This is a genomic window from Kribbella sp. NPDC006257, assembly GCF_040613535.1.
Classification (GTDB): domain Bacteria; phylum Actinomycetota; class Actinomycetes; order Propionibacteriales; family Kribbellaceae; genus Kribbella.
In genome coordinates this window covers 32,114-53,611 of the sequence record NZ_JBEXSJ010000019.1, presented here as the reverse complement: position 1 = coordinate 53,611, position 21,498 = coordinate 32,114, and the positions used below count along the sequence as shown (strand labels likewise).

The following is a 21,498-nucleotide window of genomic DNA, read 5'->3' as shown; positions in this document are numbered from 1 at the left end:
TCAACGGGGTACTACGTGCAGGCGCCGCTGGCCGTGACCAGGCCGCCGACGCCGAGCGTGATGGTGTAGCCCTCACCGACCGGCTTCTCGCGGAGCATCTGGTCCAGGCCGACGGTGAGCTGGAGCCAGCCGGCGTCACCGGCACTGGGGTACGTGCCGTTCTTCGCGTAGAACGCTTCGACCGCGACCTGGACGGTCTTCTTGTCGGTCTTGCAGGCGGCGGCGTTGCCCCGGTCCTGGATGCCGCTGACGGCGAACACGACGATCCCGGACAGCACCCCCAGGATGACGATCACGATCAGCAGTTCGATCAGGGTGAAGCCGGCCTCGGTACGCCGTCGAACGCGATGGACCCTTCGGGATTGGTCAGGGTCGGCTTGATTGCGGGCGTGCTGGACTTTTCGGGCACCGTTGACGGCGACCCGAAGGCGGTCGTTCATGCTGCTTCCTTTGCAGATGCTCCGGCAGGCGACGGAGACACGGGGTCGTGCAGGCGCGGCAGTCGCGGACGACCGGCACACGCTCGACCCCTGTAAATCCAGCGTGGCCCGCTCACATCCCCCCGGAATGCCGTAGCTGCCGCGTCACAGACTTGCCCCTGTGGGATCGCTGCCACAGCGGGTGAACGGCTGAGGTCACCGGCCCGATGGCCGACACCTGTCCACCGAACGGCCGACAGGGATCGATCAAGCGTTTCGCCGACTGAGGGGCAACTCCGCAACCACTCCGCGCAACGCTTGGTTACTTGCTGGCACCGGCCTGGTGCCGGTCAGAAAGACACTCAGGCCGGAATCGACAACTGGCGTTCGATCAGGCCGAGGCGGAGTGCGGTCATGATCGCCTGGGCGCGGTTGCAGGCGCCGAGCTTCTCGTACAGCCGCGCCACGTAGGTCTTGGCCGTCGACGGACTGACGAACATCGACCGGGCGATGGCCGGCACCGACATCCCATCGGTCAACAGTGCCAGCACCTGCTGTTCCCGCGGACTCAGCGTCAGACCGGTGACGATCGAACTCCGGCGACCGAGCGCCCCGGCCAGCCCGGTCGCGGTGAAGGAGCAGGCGGCCACCGACGCATGGCGGATCGCGGCCAGCACCTCGACATTGGGCGCCGTCTTGCAGACAAACGCCGACACACCGGTCTCCAGCGCTCTGAACAGCACGTCGTCCTCGGTATTCGAGGTCAGTACGACGATCCCGAGCTCGGGATACCGGTCGCGCAACTCCGCGGCAACCCGCAACCCGTCGCCGTCCGGCAAGGCCACGTCGAGAACCACGACATCAGGGATCGCGACGGCCACGACCGCAGCAGCTTCCGCCGCCGAACCGCACTCACCCACGATCTCGATGTCCTCGGCCCCGGCGACCAGCCCGACCAGGCCGTAGCGGGTCAGCGTGTGGCCGTCGATGACCACCACCATGATTGAATTCGCCATGTTTCCCCCCGGCTGTCATTGCCCTCCACGACCGGACGGGCAATCTATGGCGACAGACTCTGCGATGAAGGTTGGGTGAACGCGCAATTAACCTTCTGTAACTATCATCGCTCAAACTCCACGATCCGTTACCCCGGAACGGCCGGTGTTTTCCACCGCTCTTTCCGGCTCGGATGTTACCCAGTGTCATCGCGGGAGGAGGCCACAGATGGTCGTCGCACTGCTGGTGCTCGTGTTGCTGCTGGGGCTTGCCGTCGGCTCGTTCCTCAACGTCGTCATCCATCGGGTTCCCCGCGGTGAATCGGTGGTCAGTCCCGCTTCCCGCTGTCCCCGTTGCGGCCGGCCGATCCGGGCCCGCCACAACATTCCGGTCCTCGGCTGGCTGATCCTGCGCGGCCGGTGCGCGTACTGCGGTACGCCGATCAGCGCGCGCTATCCGCTCGTCGAACTCGGCACCGGCGTGCTTTTCGCCGCCCTCACCTGGCGACTCGACCGGCTCGACCGCCTGCCCGCCGTACCTGCATACCTTTGCTTCGCGGCGATCGGGATCGCTCTAGCGCTGATCGATCTGGAGCTGCAGAAGTTGCCGAGCGCAATCGTCCTGCCGTCGTACCCGGTGCTGGCGGTCCTGCTGACCGGCGCAGCCGCCTGGCAACACGATTGGTTGCCCCTGGCAAGGGCCGGTCTGGGCGGAGCAGCCATGCTCGGGCTCTACCTACTACTGGCACTGATCGCTCCGGCAAGGAGGAGCTGGGACGACGTCAAACTCGCCGGACTGCTGGGCGGCGTACTGGCTTACCTGTCCTGGTCCGCCCTAGTGATCGGCGGTCTCATCTCCTTCGTCCTCGCCATTGCCGACCGAGCGACCCGGAAGACCGCACTACCCTCCGCTACCGTCATGGTCGCCGCCGTCCTAACGATCCTCCTCACCAATGTGTCACTTTAAGTAACGAATCATCCGTTTGAGTCACCTAGCCCGGACGGGACCAGCTCAGGATCGTCACCTGGCGGGCGCCTGCGTGCGGAGTGGTGGGATCGCTGTCCACCAGCGCCACCTTGGAACGCAGCGCGGGTGACCCGGCCGGCGTACAGGTTGGTGACTTCGGACAGAGGTAGACCGACAGGTACATGCTGAAGACGAAACCCGGTGAGTCGTCCGGCACCTCGATCACCACGCCCGTGTACGAGAAGCTGCCGGTCTCCTTGACCCACAGGGAACGGGCGATCACCCCGAACCGGAAGACCTGCTCGGCCGCGTTGTTCAAGGTGATGTCGAGCGCTGCCTTCGGCGCGTACGTCGTCCCTTGCACGTAGAACTGGTTGCCTGAGTTGTTCACTGCCGTGACCAGAGAGCAGTTGGCCGCAGCCTCACCGCCGCCGAGATAAGGGGTGTTCGTGACGCAGCCGCCGGCGCCTCGGAAGGTCGGGGGTATGAACGCGAGCTCCAGCCGCAGCGAGTCGATCCGCTCGATGCCGGCGTGTTTGACGACCGCGGAGTAGGCGAGCTTGCCGCCGGCGTACGTCCCCTTGTTGGCCAGCTGGGCCAGCGTTCCGGTCCCGCTCTGGTAGATGTCGATCGAGTCAGTGTGCATTGCTGTGTCGTTGTAGCTGGGAACTGTCACGGTGTACGGCGTGCCGCCGGTCGGGCTGATCTGCACCGACAGGCTGTCCTGGGTCGATCCGGCGGAGTTGCCGTGTACTGCGACGAGCTTCGCGGACTTCAGCACCGAACCCTCGGGAATCGCGCTCGACGGCGGGTAGCCCGTGACCGTGACCGTACCGGTCTGGGTGCTGGTGCCGCTCTTCGTCCAGGTTGACAGCTGCCCGTCGGGACTGGCGATGTTGGCCGGGTTCGTGAACGACCCGGCGGTGTCGACCGCGGTCATCGCCAACGCGTTGGCACCGGTCCAGCTCGTTGTGGTGTCGACTCCGGTCTTCAGTCCGTAGATGGCGACCGGCGCCTTGTCGACGTGGTAGGTGCCGCAGATCTCCACCTCGCCGGATTTCACCGCCATCCTGCTGTCGGCGCCGAAGATGAACTGCACGCCGACGGCGGAGGCGTTCTTGATCGGGTTGTCGCACGAGCCTGGGATGGTGGCGGGCACGGGCGGACTCGCGATGACGGCGCCGGCCGAGTTGACCGGTGTGCCGGCGACCAACTGGCCGTCGTTGACCGTCCAGGTGTTGCCGTCGGGTCCGGCGGGAAGCAGAGGGTTGGAGTTCACCCCATTGTTGCGGAAGTCGAAGTAGTACACGCCCGGTTTGAACCACCACGTGCTGTGCTTGCAGGAGCTGTTGCCCTTCATCATGTCGTTCAGCCCGACCACGTTGTCGTAGGTGCCGGGTAGGAAGGCCACCACGGAGTTGGCCGCCGTGCACGAGGGCAGGTCCCGGTGCACGGGCGGATCCGTTGCCGCAGGCGTGTAGTTGGGGTCGTCGCCGAGCACGTTCGGCGTACTGCCGTAGTTGCAGGACTTCACCGGTGTGCTCTGGATCGTGCCGGCGCAGGCCGTGCGGGCCCAGACGGAGGCGTTGGTGTTCAGGGCGCCGTTGACGACGTTGATGTTCGAGTTGGAGAAGACGTTGCCGCGGACGCGGAAGGTGGAGCCGGTCGGTTGCTGGATGTTGAGCCCGTCTTCACCGCTGACCTTGCCGAGGGTGAGGATCGCGTTGCCCGGGCGGTTGCACTGGGACAACGAAGGACACTGGATCAGTACCTTCTTCGGATCGGCGGAGCAGGTGACGGCGGCCGAGTCGGCACCGTAGAAGCCGTTCAGCTGCAGGGTGTTCGAGGCACCGAAGCACTTCTGGCCGGCCGCATCGTTGTAGGTGCTGTTGCGAAGGTTGTTGATCGAGGCCTGCAGGGCTCCGTCGGCGTTGTACGTCGCCGCTGCCTGGTCGCGGAGTCCGACCGTTGCCCGCAGGCCGGTATCGGATCTGGTCACCAGAGCGGCCAGCCCGAGAGCGATCACCGTGACCAGGATCAGGACCAGGACCAGCGCGGCACCGTCCTCCCGGCGGGCGCGAGCGAACCGGGACGTCATGACTGCCTCCGCTGACCGTTGAGCGTGATGGGGTAGTCGCCGACCGAGGGCCTCGTCGCCGTCAGCCGAAGAGTGATCTCATCCGGCACCGCTGCCGCCTCGCAGCTCGACGAGCAGGTCGCCGTGACGCTGCCCGGCTTCACGTTGTGGGCGATCAGGACGTCGAACGGGGTATCGCTCCCTGAGCACTTCAGCCGATGCAGTTCGGTGGAGCCGGCAACCGTCTTCAGGTAGTAGGCGACGACCACCGTCTCCGGGGCTGTCATCGAGTGCGCCGGATCCCAGGCATCGGACAACAGCCGGAGCGCCGCGGTCGGCGTACCGGCTGGTCCACAGCTGTAACCACCTTGGTTGTAGGCCGCGTTCAGCTGGATCGACGCCTTGAACGGCAGCGAGTTGCCGTTGACGTTGTCGTAGTCCCGGATGCCGACGCCGGCCACATCGCGGGCGAAGTACGACGAACTGAGCTGCGCGTCGTGCGACAACGCCATCCGGTCCTGGGTGGTGCCGGAGTTCTTCAGCGCGCTCACAATCGTGCCGGACAACGGGATCGTGATGATGCCGATGATGGCGATCGCCACCAGCAGCTCGACCAGGGTGAACCCGCCTTCGGAGCGGATCCGGTCTCTTAGCTGCATAGCGTCTCCCCCAGCTTGCAGGGCTTTCGCAGTACGACGACCAGCTGCTCGCTCGCCCGGCCGTCATCGGTGTATGCCCGGACGGTGAGCTTCTGCAAACCCTTGTCTGTCGTGCAGGTCGGCTGCCAGGTGGTGCCGTCCCAGTAACGAATCGATCCTGGGACCACCAGATGATGGAAGCCTGGAGAATCGACGATGGAGCTGAGCGCGTACGGTGCCGGCGAGAGGCAGTTGTCGACATAGTGGCCGTCGGCAACGTAGTTCTGGAGGGCTTCGGCGTAGTCGCGGACCGCAGTACCTGCGGTGGCCTGTTTGCGGTGGATGTCGGACATCAGCACACTTGTGGCCAGGCCGGCCATCAGCGCCACCGCGACGATTCCCATGATCGCGACCGCCAGCAGTATCTCGACCAAGGTCTCTCCTCGCTCGTCGGCGATCCGGTGGCGGCCCGTCATCAGCCCTGGACCTGACGGAAGATGCCGTACATCGCGGAGACCAGGGCGACCGCCACGAAGCCGACGACGACACCCATGACGATGATGACGGCGGGTTCGAACAGTCCGAGCAGCTTCTTCAGCTTGTAGTCCAGCTCACCCTCGTAGTACTCCGCGGTGACCTCGAGCTGGGTGTCGAGGGTTCCGGTGTCCTCGCCGACCCGCATCATCTGCGCGGCAGTTGTCGGGAACAGACCCGTGGCTGCCAGCGGGCGAGCAAGGCCTTGTCCTTCGAGAAGGGCCTCACCGGCTGCGCTGAGCGACCGACGAAAGACCAGGTTGGGCAGCGACCCGGTTGCGACCCGCAGAGCCTCTGGCAGTTGTACGCCGGCGGTGACCATCGACGAGAGGATGCGGCAGAACCTTTCCACCAAAGCGAACTGGATCGTGCCACCGAGCACGGGCAACGCCAGGAAGAGACGGTCCCGCGCGTAGCGGCCGCCGTGAGTCCGGGTGATTCCGAACACGAGCAGGGCAAGCGCAGTACCGCCGATACCGATCGCCCACCACCAGGCGGTGAGGAAGTCCGTGACGGCCAGCAGCATGCGGGTCGGGAGTGGCAAGGTGGCATGCAAACTGCCGAAGAAGTCCTTGAAGCGGGGCAGTACGAAGGCGGCCAGGACGACCACGGTGACGAGTGACATCATCGCCACGATGGTCGGATAGATCATCGCTTGCTTGATCTTCCGCCTGGCCTCGAGGTCACGTTCCAGGTACTTCGCAAGCTGAGCGAGGACAGAGTCGAGCTGGCCGCTCAACTCGGCGGACCGCAGGATTCCCCGGTAGAACTCCGGGAAGATCCGCGGATGCCGGTCGAAGCAGTCGGAGAGTGTCTCGCCACCACGCAGGCCTTCCTCGACCTCGGCCATCATCCGGCGCACCGACGAGTTGTCGGCCTCCCGGCCCAGACTGTGCACGGCGTCGATCAGCGGCAGGCCGGCCTTGATGAACGCGCCGAGCTGGCGGGACAGGTGCATGACCTCTTCCCGCTTGACCCGGCGAGCGGTGATCTCGAACTGGAGCACGCTGCGTTTCTCCGTGACCCGGATATCGCGGAGCTCACGCTCGTACAGAGCCAGCTCGGCCTCCTCGCGACTGTCGGCCTTGGTGACGCCCTTGGCGCGCTGGCCGTCGGGCGCGACGGCGACGTACGCAAATCTGGTCATCTCAGCTCCCGACCACGTAGATGGAACGCACGACCTCGCCGATGGTCGTGACTCCTTGGCCGACCATCCGAACCGCCTCTTCCTGCAAGGTGCGCATGCCCTCGTACCGGGCGACCTTGCGAATCTCGTCGTGTGAGGCGCGGTCCACGACCAACTCGCGGATCGCGTTGGTGACGGGCATCAGTTCATAGACGCCGGTGCGCTCCAGAAACCCTGTGTGTGCGCAGAAGTTACAGCCGGCTCCGCGGACGAAGCCGCCGGCCGGGACATGACCGCCGAAGGTGTCGAGGAACGCGAGCTCCTCGGCGGGCGGCTGGTAGTACTCGCGGCAGTTGTCGCAGACCCGGCGTACGAGGCGTTGGGAGACCACCGCTGTCACGGAGGATGCGATCAGGAAGTTCTCGATGCCCATGTCCAGAAGTCGATGCAGCGCAGTTGCAGCGTCCGTCGCGTGCAGGGACGAGAGAACGAAGTGGCCGGTGAGGGCGGACTGTACGGCGATCCGCGCCGTCTCGACGTCGCGGACCTCGCCGACCAGGATGACGTCGGGGTCCTGGCGGAGGATCGACCGAAGACCACCGGCGAAGGTGATGCCGGCGGACTCGTTGATCTGGATCTGGTTGATCGACGGGAAGGTGTACTCGACCGGGTCCTCGATGGTCATGATGTTGCGCTCAGGGGTGTTGATCTCGCCGAGAGATCCGTACAGCGTGGTCGTCTTGCCGCTCCCGGTCGGGCCGGCGCAGATGACCATCCCGAAGGGGGATCTGAGCAAGGCCGAGTAGCGCTCAGCCATCTCTGGCGGCATGCCGAGCTGCTCCAGCTTGAGCAGCGGTCGGCTCTTGTCAAGCAGCCGCATGACGACCTTCTCACCGCCGACCACCGCCGTCGTGGAGACCCGGATGTCGACCTCGCGACCTTCGACATCCATCCCGATCTGGCCGTCCTGGGGACGACGCCTTTCGACGATGTTCATGTCGGCCAGGATCTTGATCCGGCTGACCACCGCCGGACCGATCGAACCCGGCAACTCGAGCTGGTCGTGCAATGCACCGTCGACGCGGAACCGGACGCGGACCCGATCGTCATGCGGCTCGATGTGAACATCGGAGGCCCGGTCTCGCAACGCCTGGGTGATGATCAGCTGGACGACCTGGACGACCGGGGCATCGTCGTTGGCGGTGGCGATGTCGACCCGGTTCAGGTCCTTGCGGATGACATCGCGCGCCTCGAACACCTTGACCCGCGAATCGATCCCGGTGAGCGCACGGAAGCTGTTGCCGATCGCGTTCAGGATGTCGGTCGGTGCCGCGATCTGCACAGCCACCCGGAGCCCGAGCACAGTCTGCAGCTCGGTCCGCACCTCGGGATCGGCGACGGCGACCGTGATCTGGTCCGCGTCGACCGACAACGGGATCGCCGTCAGGGCGCGAGCGGTCTGCTCGTCGATCAGCGCCGTCGCCGCGGGATCCGGGCTGACGGTGCGAAGGTCGACCTGGGCAAGTCCGTGCTGCTCGGCGATCTGCCGGGCGCGGTTCCGCTCGATCTGGAGGTCGTCGGCGGTCGCTGCGGGCCGCACCTCGGGCCGGGTCGCCAGCGTCACGACCTCCGCGTCTTGTTCACGCCTACGGTGCCTCATGCCGGCACTCCCGCCCGCAGCCTCGGCCGCGTCTCGATGTCCTTGGGATAGAGGCTGCGCGCGGCTGCATCGTCGTACGTGACCGTCCCCGCCTGGACGAGCGCGGACAGGGACTGCTCCAGCGTGAGCATGCCTTCCCGTTGTCCGGTGACGACGGAGTTGCGCAACTGGTGTGTCTTGCCTTCCTTGATCAGGTTGCGGATCGCGGAGTTCGCGACCATCACCTCGTACGCCGCGATCAGGCCGCCGCCGACGCGCGGGATCAGGCGCTGATAGACGACTCCGCTCAGCGCAGCAGCGAGTTGGACCCTGACCTGGGACTGCTGCTCGGCCGGGAAGACGTCGATGATGCGGGCAAGGGACTGTGCGGTGTCGTTCGTGTGCAGGGTGGCGAACACGAGGTGACCGGTCTCGGCGATGGTCAGCGCGAAGCGGATCGATTCGAGGTCACGCATCTCACCGACCAGCAGGACGTCGGGGTCTTCGCGGAGCGCCGACCGCAGCGCATCCGGGAAAGAGGCGGTGTCGCTGCCGACCTCGCGCTGGTTGACCGCTGAGCGCTTGTGGTCGTGCACGTACTCGATCGGGTCCTCGATCGTAATGATGTGACAGGCACGATCGGTGTTGATCTGGTTGATTACTGCGGCGAGCGTCGTCGACTTACCCGAGCCGGTCGGGCCGGTGATGAGGACGAGGCCCTGATGCTGCTTGGCGAATTCGCTGAGGACCGGCGGCAGGCCGAGCCCGGCCATCGTCGGGACCGTCCGCGGGATCATCCGGAGCGCAATCGTGCTGTCGCCGCGCTGGCTGAAGGCGTTGCCGCGGATGCGGGCGTTGTCACGCCAGGAGAAGGAGAAGTCGAGTTCGAAGGTGTTGCACCACGCCTCGGCCTGTGTCGGCGTGAAGAGCTCGGCCAGCAGTTCGTCGGTGTCGTCATGACTCAGGACTGCGGCACCGATGACAGAGTGCAGGTCGCCGTGGACGCGGATCTGTGGCGGCATGCCCACGGTGAGCAGCAGGTCGGTGCCGCCGGCGTTCCACAGCTCCTCCAGCAGCACGTCGACGCGGCTACCGCGAGCAAGACCTTTCATCAGAACTCCTCCGAGGTGAGCGGGTGGAACACTGCCGGGGAGGCCATTGGGGGGTCGGCCTTCCCCGGCAGTGGTCGGTAGGTGGTGGGCTGCCCCACCACCGAGATCGATCAGGTGCAGGCGCCCGCGGCGGTGACGGTCCCGATGTCGTCGGTCAACGTGATCACGTAGCCGCCGTTGACGAGGGTCGCTGTCGGCGCAGTGCGCAGGAACTGGTCGGGTGCCGTGGTCAACTTGGCGAATCGGGCCGCCGAGTCTGCTCCGGTGGGGTAGCCGCCGGTCTTGGCGTAGTAGGCCTCGACGGCCGTGATGACGGACGACTTGTCCGTCTTGCAGGCCGCCGCGTTGCCACGGTCGTTGATGCCCTGGACGGCGAAGACGACGATGCCTGACAGGACGCCGAGGATGACGATGACGATGAGGAGTTCGATGAGGGTGAAGCCGGATTCGTTCTTGCGGGCACTGCGTAGTTGCTGAAGCATGATGGATCGCTTTCTTTTTCAAAGGGATTTGGACTTGCTGGGAAGGTGCCTAGCCGGGTGGAGGGTCGCGGCTGCACCTCCCGTCGGCGGGGAGGAGGGTGGCGGCTAGCTGGCGGATGGCGAGGCTGACCGGGTGGTCGCGGTCGGCTGCCGTGAGTGGTTCGCCTCGGTTGATCGAGGCCGGTACGCCGTTCCAGCTGGGGAGGTAGCCGGCGATCGGGTTCCTGACCAATTGGTCCAGGACGTCGGGCAGGTCCGCCGCGGCGTCCGATCGGTTGACCACGATCGAGCGCGCGGTCCGGTCGTACTGCAGCAGGTCGAGCATGTCGATGGTCGCCCGGAGGTTCTTCAAGGCCGGGCGATCCGGTGTCGTCACCAGTACGTGGTGGTCCGCGGCGTCGAGGGCCGCGAGGACCTGGGTGCTGAACCCGCTCGGGGTGTCCACGACGACGAAGTCGTAGAGCAGCGGAAGAAGCTCCAGCAGCCGGCTGACCAGTGCGACGGGGATCAGGGCGGCTTCACCGGGACGAGTCGGAGCGAGCAAGCAATCGAGTCCCGGTCGGTACGATGTCATCATCCGGAAGACCTGGGCCGCGGTCAGGTCCCGGTACGACGGGTCGCCGGTCGCCGCCGGGTCCCGGTACGACGGGTCACCGGTCGCCGCCGGGTTGGCGAGCGCGTCGATCATGCTGCGCTCGGAGCGGAGACCGAGGACGCCGGCGACGTCGCCGTACTCCAGGTCGAGGTCGAAAAGGCAGACCCGGTGCGTGCCGCGGTCGTGCAGGACGGTGGCGAGGTTCGTCGCCAGGGTGGTCTTGCCGCAGCCGCCCTTGGCCGCGAAGACCGTGATGATCTGCCCGTTCGCCATCCCGCACCCCCCGCCGCTTGTGGAGGGAGTCGACACTCTGTGTTATCGATTCAGGCGTCGATCCCGCCTCAAGAGTGGGACCGGGCCAGATTTCGTCACAGCGGGTGAACGGGTGACAGAAGGTGACAACCGGTTGACCGATCGGGCGACCGTTGTCCTACGAATGACCTACAGACGAGCCGCCGCGATCCACGATCCGGCAGCGGATGGTTACTTGCCGGCGTCGTAGCTCGCGCGCGACGTTGCGACCTGTTCCATGTGGCACTCGGCCCACTGCTTGATATGCACGATGAGCGGCATCAGGGTCAGTCCGAGCGCGGTCAGTTCGTAGTCGACCCGGACCGGTACCGACGGGGTGACCTCGCGACTGACGAGGCCATCGCGTTCCAGGCTGCGGAGGGTTTGGGTGAGCATCTTCTGGCTGACGCCGGCGAGCCGGCGGGACAGGTCGGAGTACCGCTGCGGTCCATCGGCGAGCGCGGAGATGACCAGCGTGACCCATTTGTCGCTGATCCGGCTGACCAGCTGCCGCGCCGGGCAGGACGCGAGATAGGCGTCGTACTCCTGGGCCAGTTCCTCGCGCTGCTGAGCGGCGTTACGCGTCGGCATGGCTCTCCCCTGGGTTCGGTACGCACTTCGAAGTGCCTACTTCCGAAAAGAGAGTAGCTCTCCAAGGGTTGTGTTACCAACAACTTCCACCAGAGGAGAACACTGCGATGCGCGCACTTGTGGCTCGACGCCTGGACGGACCGGCAACCGTTGAGCTGATCGAGACCCCGATGCCGGAGCCGGGCGCCGGTCAGGTCCGGATCAAGGTCACCGCCGCAGCGGTCAACCCGGTCGACGTCGCGACCACCGACGGGACCCTGATCAACTACAACCTCTCCGCACCGCGGGAGCAGTTCGGCATCGGCTGGGACGTTGCGGGAACCGTCGACGCCGTCGGACCCGGTGCCGACCTGCCAGTCGGTACTGCGGTCATCGGGGTCGCCGATCTGCTCGGCCGACCGTTGAAGACACACGCCGAGTACGTCGTACTGAATGCATCGGCGGCTGCGGCTGCACCAGAAGGACTGGACCTCGCAGCAGCGTCGACGTTCGGGCTGAACGCTTTGACCGCTCACCAGGCGCTGGATGCACTGGCGTTGAGCGCCGGGCAGACGCTGCTCGTCACCGGTGCTGCGGGTGGCGTCGGTGGCTACGCGGTCGAACTCGGTAAACACCGGGGGCTGACGGTGATCGCCACAGCGGGTGAGGACGATGAGCAGCTCGTCGGGTCGCTTGGTGCGGACCATTTCGTACCACGTTCAGCGGACCTCACTGCAGGTGTGCATGCGGTAGTTCCGGCTGGTGTGGACGGGCTGGTGGATGCTGCAGTGATCGGAGTGGGCGCACAGGAGTCGGTGCGCAACCGTGGCGTGCATGCACATGTAGTCGCCGGTACGCCGCCTACCTCACTGCGTGGGATCACGGTGTTCCCGATCTTCGCCGCTGCCAACCGGGCCGACTTGGAGGAGCTGGTGCGGTTGGCCGAGGCAGGCGTTATCTCTACCAGGGTTGCCGAAACGTACTCATTGGAGAACGCGCGTACGGCGTACGAGCGATTGGCTAAGGGTGGCGTTCGCGGGCGGCTGGTGCTTATTCCTTGAGGACTTGAAGCAGGCGGAGGGCTACCTGGATGTCCAGGGCCCGGTCTGGTTGTTGCCAGCCTTGACCTAGCAGGGCAGTGATCCGGTCCATGCGCTGCTGCACGGTGTTGGGGTGGAGGTGGAGTTCTCCGGCAGCTCTGGTTGGGCTCTGGCCGGCAGCGAAGTACGCCTGCAGAGTGCCGATGAGATCTGTGCCGCGCTGTTGGTCGTAGTCGAGTACTGCGCCCAGCAGGTGGCGCACGTGGGCTTGTACGTCGACCTGTGCGGCACCGATGAGGCCAGCGACTCCTAGATCGTCGGGAGTCGCTGCCTCTGCTGACCGGCCTAGGCGTTGCATGGTGGTGACGAGTCTGCTTGCTTGCCGGTGTGCTTCTACCAGCGTCGGTCCCCAGGTGACTGGGCCGGTGACGCCGATGGTGAGGTTCGCGCGACGGGCCAGGTCGCTGAGGTCGGCTGCGGTGGTTGGGCGCTGGAGGAGGAGCACGAGGTCGCCGGAGTACGGGCCGGCTAGTACGAGCTTGTCTTCTAGCCGGGCGGGTAGGCGTACTGCGGTGTGGTCGCCTCGGCAGACGGCGACAATCAGGCTGCTTCCCGTGGGCGGTGGTGGATCCAGGAGGCGCAGGCGGTCTGCTAGGGCGCGCGGGTCCGTCGTACCGGTGAGGGCGTCGGCGAGGATGTCTGCTCGCGCCCGGCGGGACTGCTCAGCTGCTTGCCGACGGAACAGCAACACCAGGGCCGTCACCACAGCAGCACGCTCCACAATCCGCTGGTCAGCTCCAGAAAGCTCCTCAACCCCACCAATCACCAACGCACCAAGACGTTCTCCCTTCGCCGTCGCCGCAACTACCCACTGGTCCCCCACCCTGGTCAACCGCCCGGTCGAGTCAGCCCAGGGCGCGGCGGGGCTGGTAGGAGCGGACGCGGTGGTGGAGGCGGGGGCGCCGGGTGTGGTGATGGCGGCGCTGGCGAGTTCGTTGCCTTGGGCATCTACCAGGGTGACCTGGGCCCCGAGCAGTTCGGCTAGGGCGGCGGCTATGGCGTCTACGTCTCCGCCGGAGAGGATGATTTCGGCGAAGCGGTCGTGGGCTGCGGCGGCGTGTTCGACGCCGGCATGGGCGATGGACAGTTGGTCGAGGGCGGCGGCGGTTTCGGCGGCGGCGCGGACCTGGACGATGGTGACGGCAGCCAGGGCGGCCAGGGAGCCGAGGAGGGAGACTTCTTCGCGGCTGAAGGGGCGGCGGGTTCGGTTGGAGGCGAAGAGGACACCGACGAAGGCGCCGTCGACGATGAGCGGCGTACCGCAGATCGCCACCAGGCCCTCCTCGCCGACCGCGTTGTCGATCGGCGAGGTATGGCGGAAGCGGTGGTCGCCGGGGTAGTCGGCGGTCCAGTAGGGCTTGTGCGTTTCGGCGACCAGGCCGCCGAGACCGGCGCCGAGGGGAAGGCGGAGTTGCTGGAAGGCTGCCGACACGGACCCGTCGGTGGCGCGCATGTAGGTGTCGCCGTGCGCCGCGTCGTACAGGGTGAGGTAGGCGACGTCGGTGCCGATCAGCGTGCGGGCGCGGTGCACGATCGTGTCGAGGACCCGGCCGGGATCGCGGGTGGAGGCGAGTTCGCGCGCGACGTCCACAAGTGCCGAGAGTTCGGCCTCGCGCTTCTTGCTCGCCTCCAGTAACGCCCGCAGATCCTCCATCTGCGTGATCATCGCACTCCTCCGTCCCTTGCGTCCGAAGAAGGGGACGAGACGTCCCTCCGGTTCTTCGGACGCAAGAGATTCACAGCGCGGTCAGGTCCCGGCGGCCGGTTTCGGCGTACGAGGTGACCGCGACGATCGAGATCACCGCGCAGACGGCGACGTAGACCGAGATCGCGAAGCCGGAGTCGTAGGCCTTCAGCAGCGCGATCGCGATGAACGGGGCGAGTCCGCCGGCGATGATCGAGGCGAGCTGGTAGCCGACCGAGACGCCGGAGTACCGGACCCGGGTGCCGAACAGTTCGGTGAAGAAGGACGCCTGCGGTCCGTACATCGCGCCGTGCAGGATCAGCCCGACCGTGACGGCCAGCGCCGCGAGTGCGAAGTTCTTCGTGTTCACCAGGGCCACGAAGACGAACGCCCAGATCCCGACGCCGATCGCGCCGAACAAGTAGACCGGCTTGCGGCCGATCCGGTCCGACAGCGCGCCCCACAACGGGATCGCGCAGAAGTGGATCGCGGCGCCGATCAGTACGGCGTTCAGCGCGAACGACTTGTCCAGCTTCAGGTGTTCCTTCGCATACGTCGCGATCACGATCGTGAAGATGTAGTAGCTGACGTTCTCCGCCATCCGGGCGCCCATCGCGGTGAGCACCTCTCGCGGATACTTGGTGATGACCTCCACGAACGGCAGCTTGTCCGACGGCTCCTGCTTGGCCCTCGCCTGCTTGAACAGTGGCGACTCCTCGATCCGCAGCCGCACCCACAGCCCAACCAGTACAAGTACTGCGGACAGCAGGAACGGGATCCGCCAACCCCACTTGTCGAACGCAGCGTCGCTCTGGAAAGCAGCCAGCCCAGCCAGTACGCCGTTCGCGATCAGCTGTCCGGCAGGAGCACCCGCTTGCGGCCATGACGACCAGAAGCCACGCCTCGCCGGGTCACCGTGTTCGGACACGATCAGTACTGCGCCACCCCACTCACCACCGAGCGCGAAGCCCTGGACGAGCCGCAGCAGCGTGAGGAGCACCGGTGCGAGTGCTCCCACCTGCGCGTACGTCGGTAGCAACCCGATCGCGAAGGTGGCGAGTCCCATCATCAGCAGGGACAGCACCAGCAGGTTCTTGCGGCCCAGCCGGTCGCCGAAGTGGCCGAACACGACACCACCGATCGGCCGGGCGAAGAACCCGACAGCGAAGGTAGCGAAGCTCAGCAGCGTTCCGGTGAGCTGCTCACCCTTGGGGAAGAACAGGTCGCCGAACACGACCGATGCGGCCACGCCGTACAGGAAGAAGTCGTACCACTCGACGGTGGTGCCGATCAGGCTGGCACCGACGACCCTGATGATCGGAGTCCTGGTACTGGTGGGTTCTGTTGAGGTTGCCATGGGCGGGCTCCTTGTTAGTGGGCGGTCCAGCCGCCGTCGAGGACGAGTGAGCTCCCCGTGAGTGAGGCCGAGGAGGGGCCGCAGAGCAGTGCGACCAGCTCGGCCACCTCGGCCGGCTCGATCAGCCGCTTCACTGCGACCGGTTCGAGCAGGACCTTGTCCAGCACCTCCGCCTCGGTCAGCCCGTGAGTGGCTGCCTGGTCGGCTAGCTGGGCCGTGACAAGCGGCGTACGGACGTATGCCGGGTTCACGCAGTTACTGGTGACTCCATGGGCCGCCCCTTCCAGGGCGACTACTTTGCTGAGTCCTTCCAGTCCGTGCTTGGCAGCGACGTACGCCGCCTTGAACGGGCTGGCCCGCAGCCCGTGGACGGAGGAGATGTTGACCACCCGTCCCCAGCCGCGCCCGTACATGTACGGAAGGCTCTGACGGATCAGACGGAACGGGGACTCCAGCATGAGGCGCAGGATGTAGCCGAACCGCTCCGGTGGGAACTGCTCCACCGGGGCAACCTGCTGCACGCCTGCGTTGTTCACGAGGATGTCAATGTCGGTCGGGAGCTTGCTCAGGCCGTCCAGATCCGACAAGTCGGCCTGGAGAGGCTCGATGCCGGGTGTGACCAGCTCTGCCAAGCCGTCGGCGTCATAGTCGACAGCGATCACCTGTACGCCGTCCGCTGCGAGCCGTCTTGCGCAGGCGGCGCCGATGCCGGACGCGGCTCCGGTGACAAGTGCTCGACGGGTCTCCATGGCCCAGGACTCTAGAAATCCGCGCCGCCGCGCACTATGGGATCGCGCTACACAGTCGACCGCTGAGGAGTGGGCTCAGCTGCCACGTGGGCACCTCGACGCCTATCAAACCTGCCTCTGGTGATAGGACGATTTATGGTTGAACCATGGTCGACATCGAACATCCGAAGAAGAAGGCCGCCGGCGTACCGGCGGTGCTCTCGTCGTTCAAGTTCGGGTTTCGTGAGATGGGGCCGACCCGGACCGGCAAAGTCTTCCTGAAGATGAACCAGGACGGCGGCTTCGACTGCCCGTCGTGCGCCTGGCCGGACCCGGACTCCAAGCGCAAGCACGCGGCCGAGTTCTGCGAGAACGGCGCCAAGGCGGTCGCCTGGGAGGCGACCCGGAAGCGGGTTCCGCGGGAGTTCTTCGCGGAGCACTCGATCGATCAGCTGCAGGAGATCCCGGAGTACGAACTGGGCAAGCTCGGCCGGATCACCGAGCCGTACCTGCTGCGCGCGGGCGCCACCCACTACGAACCGGTCGGCTGGGACGAGGCGTTCCATGTGGTGGCGCGGCACCTCAAGGCCCTGGACGACCCGAACGACGCTGTCTTCTACACCTCCGGCCGGACCAGCAACGAGGCCGCGTTCCTCTACCAGACCTTCGTACGCGCCTACGGCACGAACAACCTGCCCGACTGCTCCAACATGTGCCACGAATCATCCGGTACGGCGTTGTCGCGGGTGATCGGCAGCGGTAAGGGTGCGGTCACCCTCGAGATGCTCGAGGAAGCCTCGTTGATCGTCGTTGTCGGCCAGAATCCCGGGACGAACGCACCTCGGATGCTCAGCCATCTCGAGGTCGCCAAGAAGCGCGGCGCCGACATCGTCTCGGTCAACCCGCTGCCCGAGCCGGGATTGATGAACTTCAAGAACCCGCAGCGGCCCTCCGGCTGGGTCGGCAAGGGCACCGCGCTGGCGGACCAGCATCTGCAGATCCGGATCGGCGGGGACCAGGCGTTGTTCCTTGCCGTCGGCCACCTACTGCTGGAGGCCGAGGCTGCCGCACCGGGGACCGTGCTGGACAAGGCTTTCATCGACTCGCACACCAGTGGGTATGAGCTGTACGCGAAACACAACGCGGAGCTGGACTGGGCGGCGGTCGAGCTGGCGACCGGGTTGAGCCGGGCGGAGATCGAGGAATTCACGCAGCGGTTCATCAAGTCGAAGGCGACGGTGATCTGCTGGGCGATGGGGCTGACGCAGCATCGCGAGGCGGTGGCGACCATCACCGAGATCGTCAACGTGCTGCTGCTGCAGGGGAATATCGGCAAGCCGGGTGCGGGGCCGTGTCCGGTGCGTGGGCACTCGAACGTGCAGGGTGACCGGAGCATGGGCATCTGGGAGAAGATGCCGGACGCGTTCCTCGACCGGCTGGACGCGGAGTTCTCGTTCACCTCGCCCCGGGAACACGGGGTCGACGCTGCCGAGACAGTGCACCGGTTGCGCGACGGTGCCGTCCGGGTCTTCTTCGCGATGGGTGGGAACTTCGCGATGGCGACGCCGGACACTGCCGTTGTGCACAAGGGTTTGCGGGAGTGCGATCTGACCGTGCACGTGTCGACCAAGCTGAATCGGTCGCACACCGTGCCCGGGCGGGAGGCGTTGATCCTGCCGACCTTGGGGCGGACGGACCACGACCACACGGCCAAGGGTCCGCAGTCGGTGACGGTGGAGGACTCGCAGGGTGCGGTGCACCTGTCGACCGGCAATTTGTTGCCTCCAGCCCCTGAAATCAAGTCGGAGATCGGGATCATCTGCGGGATCGCGGCCTTGGTGGTGCCGTCGGTCGGCGAGATTCCGTGGGCGGACTTCGCGGACGACTACAGCTTGATCCGGCAGCGGATCGGGCGGGTCTGCGACGGGTACGAGGACTTCGAGAGCCGGCTGCGGGCCAACGAGGGCGGGTTCCTGCTGGCGCATGCGGCGCGGGACAAGCGGGAGTTCAAGACGTCTGACGCGAAGGCCCAGTTCAGTGCGAACGACTTGTCATGGCTGCCGACCGAGCCGGGTCGCCTGCTGTTGCAGACGATGCGGAGTCACGACCAGTTCAACACGACGATCTATGGTCTGCAGGATCGGTATCGCGGGGTGAACGGGACGCGCGAGGTGGTCTTCGTGAATCCGGACGATCTGGCCGAGCTCGGTCTTCGCGACGGGGACAAGGTCGACATCGTCAGCGAGTTCCGGGGTGTCGAACGGCGTGCCGCCGGGTTCCGGTTGGTGTCCTTCCCGACGGCGAGGGGCTGCGTGGCGGCGTACTACCCGGAGACCAACGTACTGATGTCCGCCGACGACTTGGCGAAGGGCAGCAATACCCCCGTTGCCAAGGGTCTGACAGTCCGCCTGGAACCGGCTAGCTGAGATGACGTGCAGCGCCCCGCCGCGGGGAGGTCCGCGGCGGGGCGTTACGTCGTACGGGGGTGGCGGGTTAGCCGACCGGGGTGAGTTCGCGCTCCTCCTCGGGGGCTGCGGTGGGAGCGGCGTGCTTCGGCTGCTTGCCGCGGAGCCACTTCGGGGCCCACCAGTTGGCGTCGCCGAGGAGCGTCATGATGCTCGGCAGGACGACCGCCCGGATGATGGTCGCGTCGATCAGGATCGCGACCGCCAGGCCGACGCCGAGCTGCTTCATGTCCAGCGTGCTCAGGGTGGCGAAGACCGCGAAGACCCCGATCATCACGGCTGCCGCGCTTGTCACCACACCCGCCGAACCGGTGATGCCTTCGGCAACGGCCTGCTTGGTCGGCACGCCGCGCAGTACGGCTTCGCGGATCCGGCTGACGACGAACACGTGGTAGTCCATCGACAACCCGAACAGGACCACGAAAAGGAACAGTGGCAACCAGGAGACGACTGCGCCGTTCGACTTGAAGTCGAGGATGCCTTCGGCCCAGTGGTTCTGGAAGACCGCCGTGACCACTCCGTACGCCGCGCCGGCGCTGAGCAGGTTCAGCAGGATCGCGGTGACCGCGACGACCACCGAGCGGAAGGTCACCATCATCACGATCATCGTCAGCAGCAGGACGAAACCGATCACCAACGGCAGCTTGTCTCGTGTGTGCGCTGCATAGTCGACGTCGGCTGCTACGAACCCACCGACGGCGTACTCGACACCCGACACCTTGCCGACCGTCTCCGGCATCAGGTCCTTGCGCAGCTTGGTCAATGAGTCGCGCGCCTGCTGGCTACCGCCCTCGTACGGAGTAGCCACCTCGAGCGTGGTGACAGTGCCGTCCTTGGAGACCCGCGGCTCCTCCAGGCCGTCCTGTGCGAACAGCTTGTCGGACTGGGTCCGCTTGACCAGGTCAGCCAGCGCAGCCTGCACTGCCGGCTGCTGGTTGGCAGGAGCCCGTACTGCGACCTCGTGGCTGGTGCCGGTGCTCGGGAAAGCAGCGGTGAGCCGGTCGTAGGCCTTCATCACCGCGGTGTCACGCGGCAGGTCCTCGGTGCCCGGGAACTTCAGCTGCATCCCCAGGGCGGGCGAAGCGACTGCCAGCAGCGCGGTCACCGAGACGAGCAGAGTGGCGATCGGGTGCTTCAGAGCCGGCTTGAGCATGGTCGGCCAGAACCGCGGCTTGCGGTTGTTCGCCGTCAGGCGCCAGAGCAGCGGGATCCGCGGCTTGTCGACCCAACGGCCGAGCTTGGCGAGGATGGCCGGCAGGACGGTCAGCGAACCGACGACGGCAACCGCGACGACCAGGATCGAGCCGACGGCGAAGGACGAGAAGACGGCGTCACGAGCGAGGAAGAGGCCGGCCATCGAGATGATGACCGCCGTACCGGAGACGACGACCGCGTGGCCGGAGGTTGCGGCGGCGATCTCGACCGCATCGACGTGGCCGCGACCCTTGGCGCGTTCCTCGCGTTCGCGGCGGAGGTAGAAGAGCGAGTAGTCGACGCCTACCGCCATACCGATCAGCAGGATGACGCTGTTCACCGCGTCGACTGCCGGGATCAGTTGTGAAGCTGCTGCGGAGAGGCCGATCGCTGCGGCGACTGCGGACAGTGCGAGGACCAGCGGGACCGACGCGGCGATCAGTGCACCGAACGCGACCAGGAGGATCGCCAGGGTGACCGGCAGGCTGAACATCTCGGCCCGCTTGAAGTCCTTGCCCAGCGTCTCGTTCAGCGCCTTGTCGATCGACTCGCCGCCGACCTCCTCGACGCGCAGGCCCGGGGTCTCCTGCTGGATCTTCGCGGTGGTGTCGAGCAGCGGCTGGACCCGGTCGGCGGAGTCGCCGTCCTTCAGGGTGACCCTGACGATCAGGGCTTCCTTGTTCGGGGAGAGCATCGGCTTGGCGACGTCGGCCACTCCCCCGAGTGCACGCATCCGCTGGGTCACCACGCCGGCCACCTTGTCGGCGGCCGCCTTGTCCAGCTGGCCCGAGGGTGCGGTGATCAGCACGCTCTCGACGTCCGGATCGTCGAAGTTGCCGGACTTCACGATGTTGTCGGCCCGGGTCACCTCGCCGATGTCACCCTCGTTGTCCGACTGCTTCGTGCCCGTCACCGAGCCGAGCGCGAAGCATGCGATCACGACGGCGACCCACATCGCGATCGCCCGCCACGGATGGGTGGCGCTCCAGCGTGCCGCCCGCACCGTGATCTGTCCCCTGGCCATGGTTCCTGCCCCTCTGCGCCCCCTCGGCGCAACCCTCCCAGCCCGGCCCGACGCCGCACTGGCTAACAGGTCTCAGCCTTCGCCAAAGCAGGGGTCCCCCACCATGCAGGAAGCCACCGACTCCACCCTGGTGCCAGCCCCACCCCCACCCGGGGGTGAACACCAACACACCCCGGCCCAGGCCCCCCTGCCGGAGAGGTTCGGCCAGTACGCCGGGGGTCCGGACACCCGGGTCGGTGTTCAGACCCCGAGTCGGGTTCGGGCAGGTCGCCGGGGGTTCGGACAAGATGTCGGGGGTGCGGACACCGCACAACTTGTCCGAACGCCCCACCAGGTGTCCGGGGAAACGGGTCGGTATTCGAGGACCCGGATCGGTGTTCAGGGACCCGGGTCGGTGTTCAGGGACCCGAGTCGGGTTCGGGCAGGTCGCCGGGGGTTCGGACAAGATGTCGGGGGTGCGGACACCGCACAACTTGTCCGAACGCCCCACCAGGTGTCCGG

Annotated in this window: 18 protein-coding genes; 3 read left to right on the top strand and 15 right to left on the bottom strand. The window is 66.4% G+C overall.

All coding sequences use genetic code 11. From position 1 onward, the window contains the following. Positions 1-11 precede the first annotated feature (11 nt). Together ABZ004_RS23025 and ABZ004_RS23020 are read right to left on the bottom strand one after the other, a co-directional pair. A complete protein-coding gene (locus ABZ004_RS23025; protein ID WP_355682558.1) occupies positions 12-440 on the bottom strand; it encodes a prepilin-type N-terminal cleavage/methylation domain-containing protein in 429 nt (142 codons plus the stop codon). 341 nt (positions 441-781) lie between these two features. Further along, the gene (locus tag ABZ004_RS23020) at positions 782-1,435 is read right to left on the bottom strand and encodes a response regulator transcription factor (protein ID WP_355682556.1); all 654 of its coding nucleotides are present in this window, start codon (positions 1,433-1,435) and stop codon (positions 782-784) included. A gap of 208 nt (positions 1,436-1,643) precedes the next feature. Here ABZ004_RS23020 and ABZ004_RS23015 point away from each other — a divergent pair, with 208 nt between their 5' ends. After that, positions 1,644-2,381: a prepilin peptidase gene (locus tag ABZ004_RS23015; protein WP_355682554.1), complete on the top strand. Its 738-nt coding sequence runs from the start codon at positions 1,644-1,646 to the stop codon at positions 2,379-2,381. 25 nt (positions 2,382-2,406) lie between these two features. Here the strand turns inward: ABZ004_RS23015 and ABZ004_RS23010 are convergent, their stop codons facing one another. The 9 genes from ABZ004_RS23010 to ABZ004_RS22970 form a co-directional block, all read right to left on the bottom strand. Continuing rightward, complete coding sequence (locus tag ABZ004_RS23010; RefSeq protein ID WP_355682552.1) at positions 2,407-4,479, bottom strand: hypothetical protein; 2,073 nt, start codon at positions 4,477-4,479, stop codon at positions 2,407-2,409. After that, positions 4,476-5,117, bottom strand: a complete 642-nt coding sequence (locus ABZ004_RS23005; protein WP_355682550.1) for a prepilin-type N-terminal cleavage/methylation domain-containing protein — start codon at positions 5,115-5,117, stop codon at positions 4,476-4,478. The genes ABZ004_RS23010 and ABZ004_RS23005 overlap by 4 nt, the downstream gene beginning before the upstream one ends. Further along, positions 5,108-5,572: a type II secretion system protein gene (locus ABZ004_RS23000; protein WP_355682549.1), complete on the bottom strand. Its 465-nt coding sequence runs from the start codon at positions 5,570-5,572 to the stop codon at positions 5,108-5,110. The genes ABZ004_RS23005 and ABZ004_RS23000 overlap by 10 nt, the downstream gene beginning before the upstream one ends. After that, positions 5,572-6,777 (bottom strand): type II secretion system F family protein, encoded by a 1,206-nt coding sequence (locus ABZ004_RS22995; RefSeq protein ID WP_355682547.1) that lies wholly within the window; start codon positions 6,775-6,777, stop codon positions 5,572-5,574. Before ABZ004_RS22995 ends, ABZ004_RS23000 begins: the two co-directional genes overlap by 1 nt. Position 6,778: 1 nt before the next feature. Beyond that, positions 6,779-8,416 (bottom strand): GspE/PulE family protein, encoded by a 1,638-nt coding sequence (locus tag ABZ004_RS22990; protein ID WP_355682545.1) that lies wholly within the window; start codon positions 8,414-8,416, stop codon positions 6,779-6,781. After that, positions 8,413-9,507, bottom strand: coding sequence for a type IV pilus twitching motility protein PilT (locus tag ABZ004_RS22985; protein ID WP_355682543.1), 1,095 nt, complete (start codon positions 9,505-9,507; stop codon positions 8,413-8,415). The genes ABZ004_RS22990 and ABZ004_RS22985 overlap by 4 nt, the downstream gene beginning before the upstream one ends. Before the next feature lie 110 nt (positions 9,508-9,617). Beyond that, the gene (locus ABZ004_RS22980) at positions 9,618-9,989 is read right to left on the bottom strand and encodes a prepilin-type N-terminal cleavage/methylation domain-containing protein (protein ID WP_355682541.1); all 372 of its coding nucleotides are present in this window, start codon (positions 9,987-9,989) and stop codon (positions 9,618-9,620) included. Positions 9,990-10,038: 49 nt separating this feature from the next. Beyond that, positions 10,039-10,857 carry a P-loop NTPase gene (locus ABZ004_RS22975; protein ID WP_355682539.1) on the bottom strand — a complete coding sequence of 273 codons (819 nt, stop codon included), beginning with the start codon at positions 10,855-10,857 and terminating at the stop codon, positions 10,039-10,041. A gap of 210 nt (positions 10,858-11,067) precedes the next feature. After that, positions 11,068-11,466, bottom strand: a complete 399-nt coding sequence (locus ABZ004_RS22970; RefSeq protein ID WP_355682537.1) for a helix-turn-helix domain-containing protein — start codon at positions 11,464-11,466, stop codon at positions 11,068-11,070. Positions 11,467-11,573: 107 nt separating this feature from the next. Here ABZ004_RS22970 and ABZ004_RS22965 point away from each other — a divergent pair, with 107 nt between their 5' ends. Beyond that, entirely contained in the window at positions 11,574-12,506 is a 933-nt protein-coding gene (locus tag ABZ004_RS22965; protein WP_355682535.1) for an NADP-dependent oxidoreductase, read from the top strand. On the opposite strand, the gene ABZ004_RS22960 is transcribed toward ABZ004_RS22965, so the two are convergent. From ABZ004_RS22960 to ABZ004_RS22950, 3 genes are all read right to left on the bottom strand, one after another. Beyond that, positions 12,496-14,211, bottom strand: coding sequence for a GAF domain-containing protein (locus tag ABZ004_RS22960; protein WP_355682533.1), 1,716 nt, complete (start codon positions 14,209-14,211; stop codon positions 12,496-12,498). The two genes, ABZ004_RS22965 and ABZ004_RS22960, sit on opposite strands and share 11 nt — an antisense overlap. 70 nt (positions 14,212-14,281) lie before the next feature. Beyond that, a complete protein-coding gene (locus tag ABZ004_RS22955) occupies positions 14,282-15,586 on the bottom strand; it encodes an MFS transporter (protein ID WP_355682531.1) in 1,305 nt (434 codons plus the stop codon). Positions 15,587-15,600: 14 nt separating this feature from the next. Further along, on the bottom strand, positions 15,601-16,335 hold the full coding sequence (locus ABZ004_RS22950) for an SDR family NAD(P)-dependent oxidoreductase (RefSeq protein WP_355682529.1): 735 nt from the start codon (positions 16,333-16,335) through the stop codon (positions 15,601-15,603). Positions 16,336-16,481: 146 nt separating this feature from the next. On the opposite strand from ABZ004_RS22950, the gene ABZ004_RS22945 reads away from it, so the two are divergent. Further along, a complete protein-coding gene (locus ABZ004_RS22945) occupies positions 16,482-18,740 on the top strand; it encodes an FdhF/YdeP family oxidoreductase (RefSeq protein ID WP_355682527.1) in 2,259 nt (752 codons plus the stop codon). Positions 18,741-18,807: 67 nt separating this feature from the next. On the opposite strand, the gene ABZ004_RS22940 is transcribed toward ABZ004_RS22945, so the two are convergent. Beyond that, positions 18,808-20,997, bottom strand: a complete 2,190-nt coding sequence (locus tag ABZ004_RS22940; protein WP_355682525.1) for an MMPL family transporter — start codon at positions 20,995-20,997, stop codon at positions 18,808-18,810. Between the last annotated feature and the right edge of the window lie 501 nt (positions 20,998-21,498).

Excerpts from the sequence above, each read along its gene's own strand:
- ABZ004_RS23025 (WP_355682558.1), bottom strand. The coding sequence starts at position 440 with ATGAACGACCGCCTTCGGGTCGCCGTCAACGGTGCCCGAAAAGTCCAG.
- ABZ004_RS23020 (WP_355682556.1), bottom strand. The coding sequence starts at position 1,435 with ATGGCGAATTCAATCATGGTGGTGGTCATCGACGGCCACACGCTGACC.
- ABZ004_RS23015 (WP_355682554.1), top strand. The coding sequence starts at position 1,644 with ATGGTCGTCGCACTGCTGGTGCTCGTGTTGCTGCTGGGGCTTGCCGTC.
- ABZ004_RS23010 (WP_355682552.1), bottom strand. The coding sequence starts at position 4,479 with ATGACGTCCCGGTTCGCTCGCGCCCGCCGGGAGGACGGTGCCGCGCTG.
- ABZ004_RS23005 (WP_355682550.1), bottom strand. The coding sequence starts at position 5,117 with ATGCAGCTAAGAGACCGGATCCGCTCCGAAGGCGGGTTCACCCTGGTC.
- ABZ004_RS23000 (WP_355682549.1), bottom strand. The coding sequence starts at position 5,572 with ATGACGGGCCGCCACCGGATCGCCGACGAGCGAGGAGAGACCTTGGTC.
- ABZ004_RS22995 (WP_355682547.1), bottom strand. The coding sequence starts at position 6,777 with ATGACCAGATTTGCGTACGTCGCCGTCGCGCCCGACGGCCAGCGCGCC.
- ABZ004_RS22990 (WP_355682545.1), bottom strand. The coding sequence starts at position 8,416 with ATGAGGCACCGTAGGCGTGAACAAGACGCGGAGGTCGTGACGCTGGCG.
- ABZ004_RS22985 (WP_355682543.1), bottom strand. The coding sequence starts at position 9,507 with ATGAAAGGTCTTGCTCGCGGTAGCCGCGTCGACGTGCTGCTGGAGGAG.
- ABZ004_RS22980 (WP_355682541.1), bottom strand. The coding sequence starts at position 9,989 with ATGCTTCAGCAACTACGCAGTGCCCGCAAGAACGAATCCGGCTTCACC.
- ABZ004_RS22975 (WP_355682539.1), bottom strand. The coding sequence starts at position 10,857 with ATGGCGAACGGGCAGATCATCACGGTCTTCGCGGCCAAGGGCGGCTGC.
- ABZ004_RS22970 (WP_355682537.1), bottom strand. The coding sequence starts at position 11,466 with ATGCCGACGCGTAACGCCGCTCAGCAGCGCGAGGAACTGGCCCAGGAG.
- ABZ004_RS22965 (WP_355682535.1), top strand. The coding sequence starts at position 11,574 with ATGCGCGCACTTGTGGCTCGACGCCTGGACGGACCGGCAACCGTTGAG.
- ABZ004_RS22960 (WP_355682533.1), bottom strand. The coding sequence starts at position 14,211 with ATGATCACGCAGATGGAGGATCTGCGGGCGTTACTGGAGGCGAGCAAG.
- ABZ004_RS22955 (WP_355682531.1), bottom strand. The coding sequence starts at position 15,586 with ATGGCAACCTCAACAGAACCCACCAGTACCAGGACTCCGATCATCAGG.
- ABZ004_RS22950 (WP_355682529.1), bottom strand. The coding sequence starts at position 16,335 with ATGGAGACCCGTCGAGCACTTGTCACCGGAGCCGCGTCCGGCATCGGC.
- ABZ004_RS22945 (WP_355682527.1), top strand. The coding sequence starts at position 16,482 with ATGGTCGACATCGAACATCCGAAGAAGAAGGCCGCCGGCGTACCGGCG.
- ABZ004_RS22940 (WP_355682525.1), bottom strand. The coding sequence starts at position 20,997 with ATGGCCAGGGGACAGATCACGGTGCGGGCGGCACGCTGGAGCGCCACC.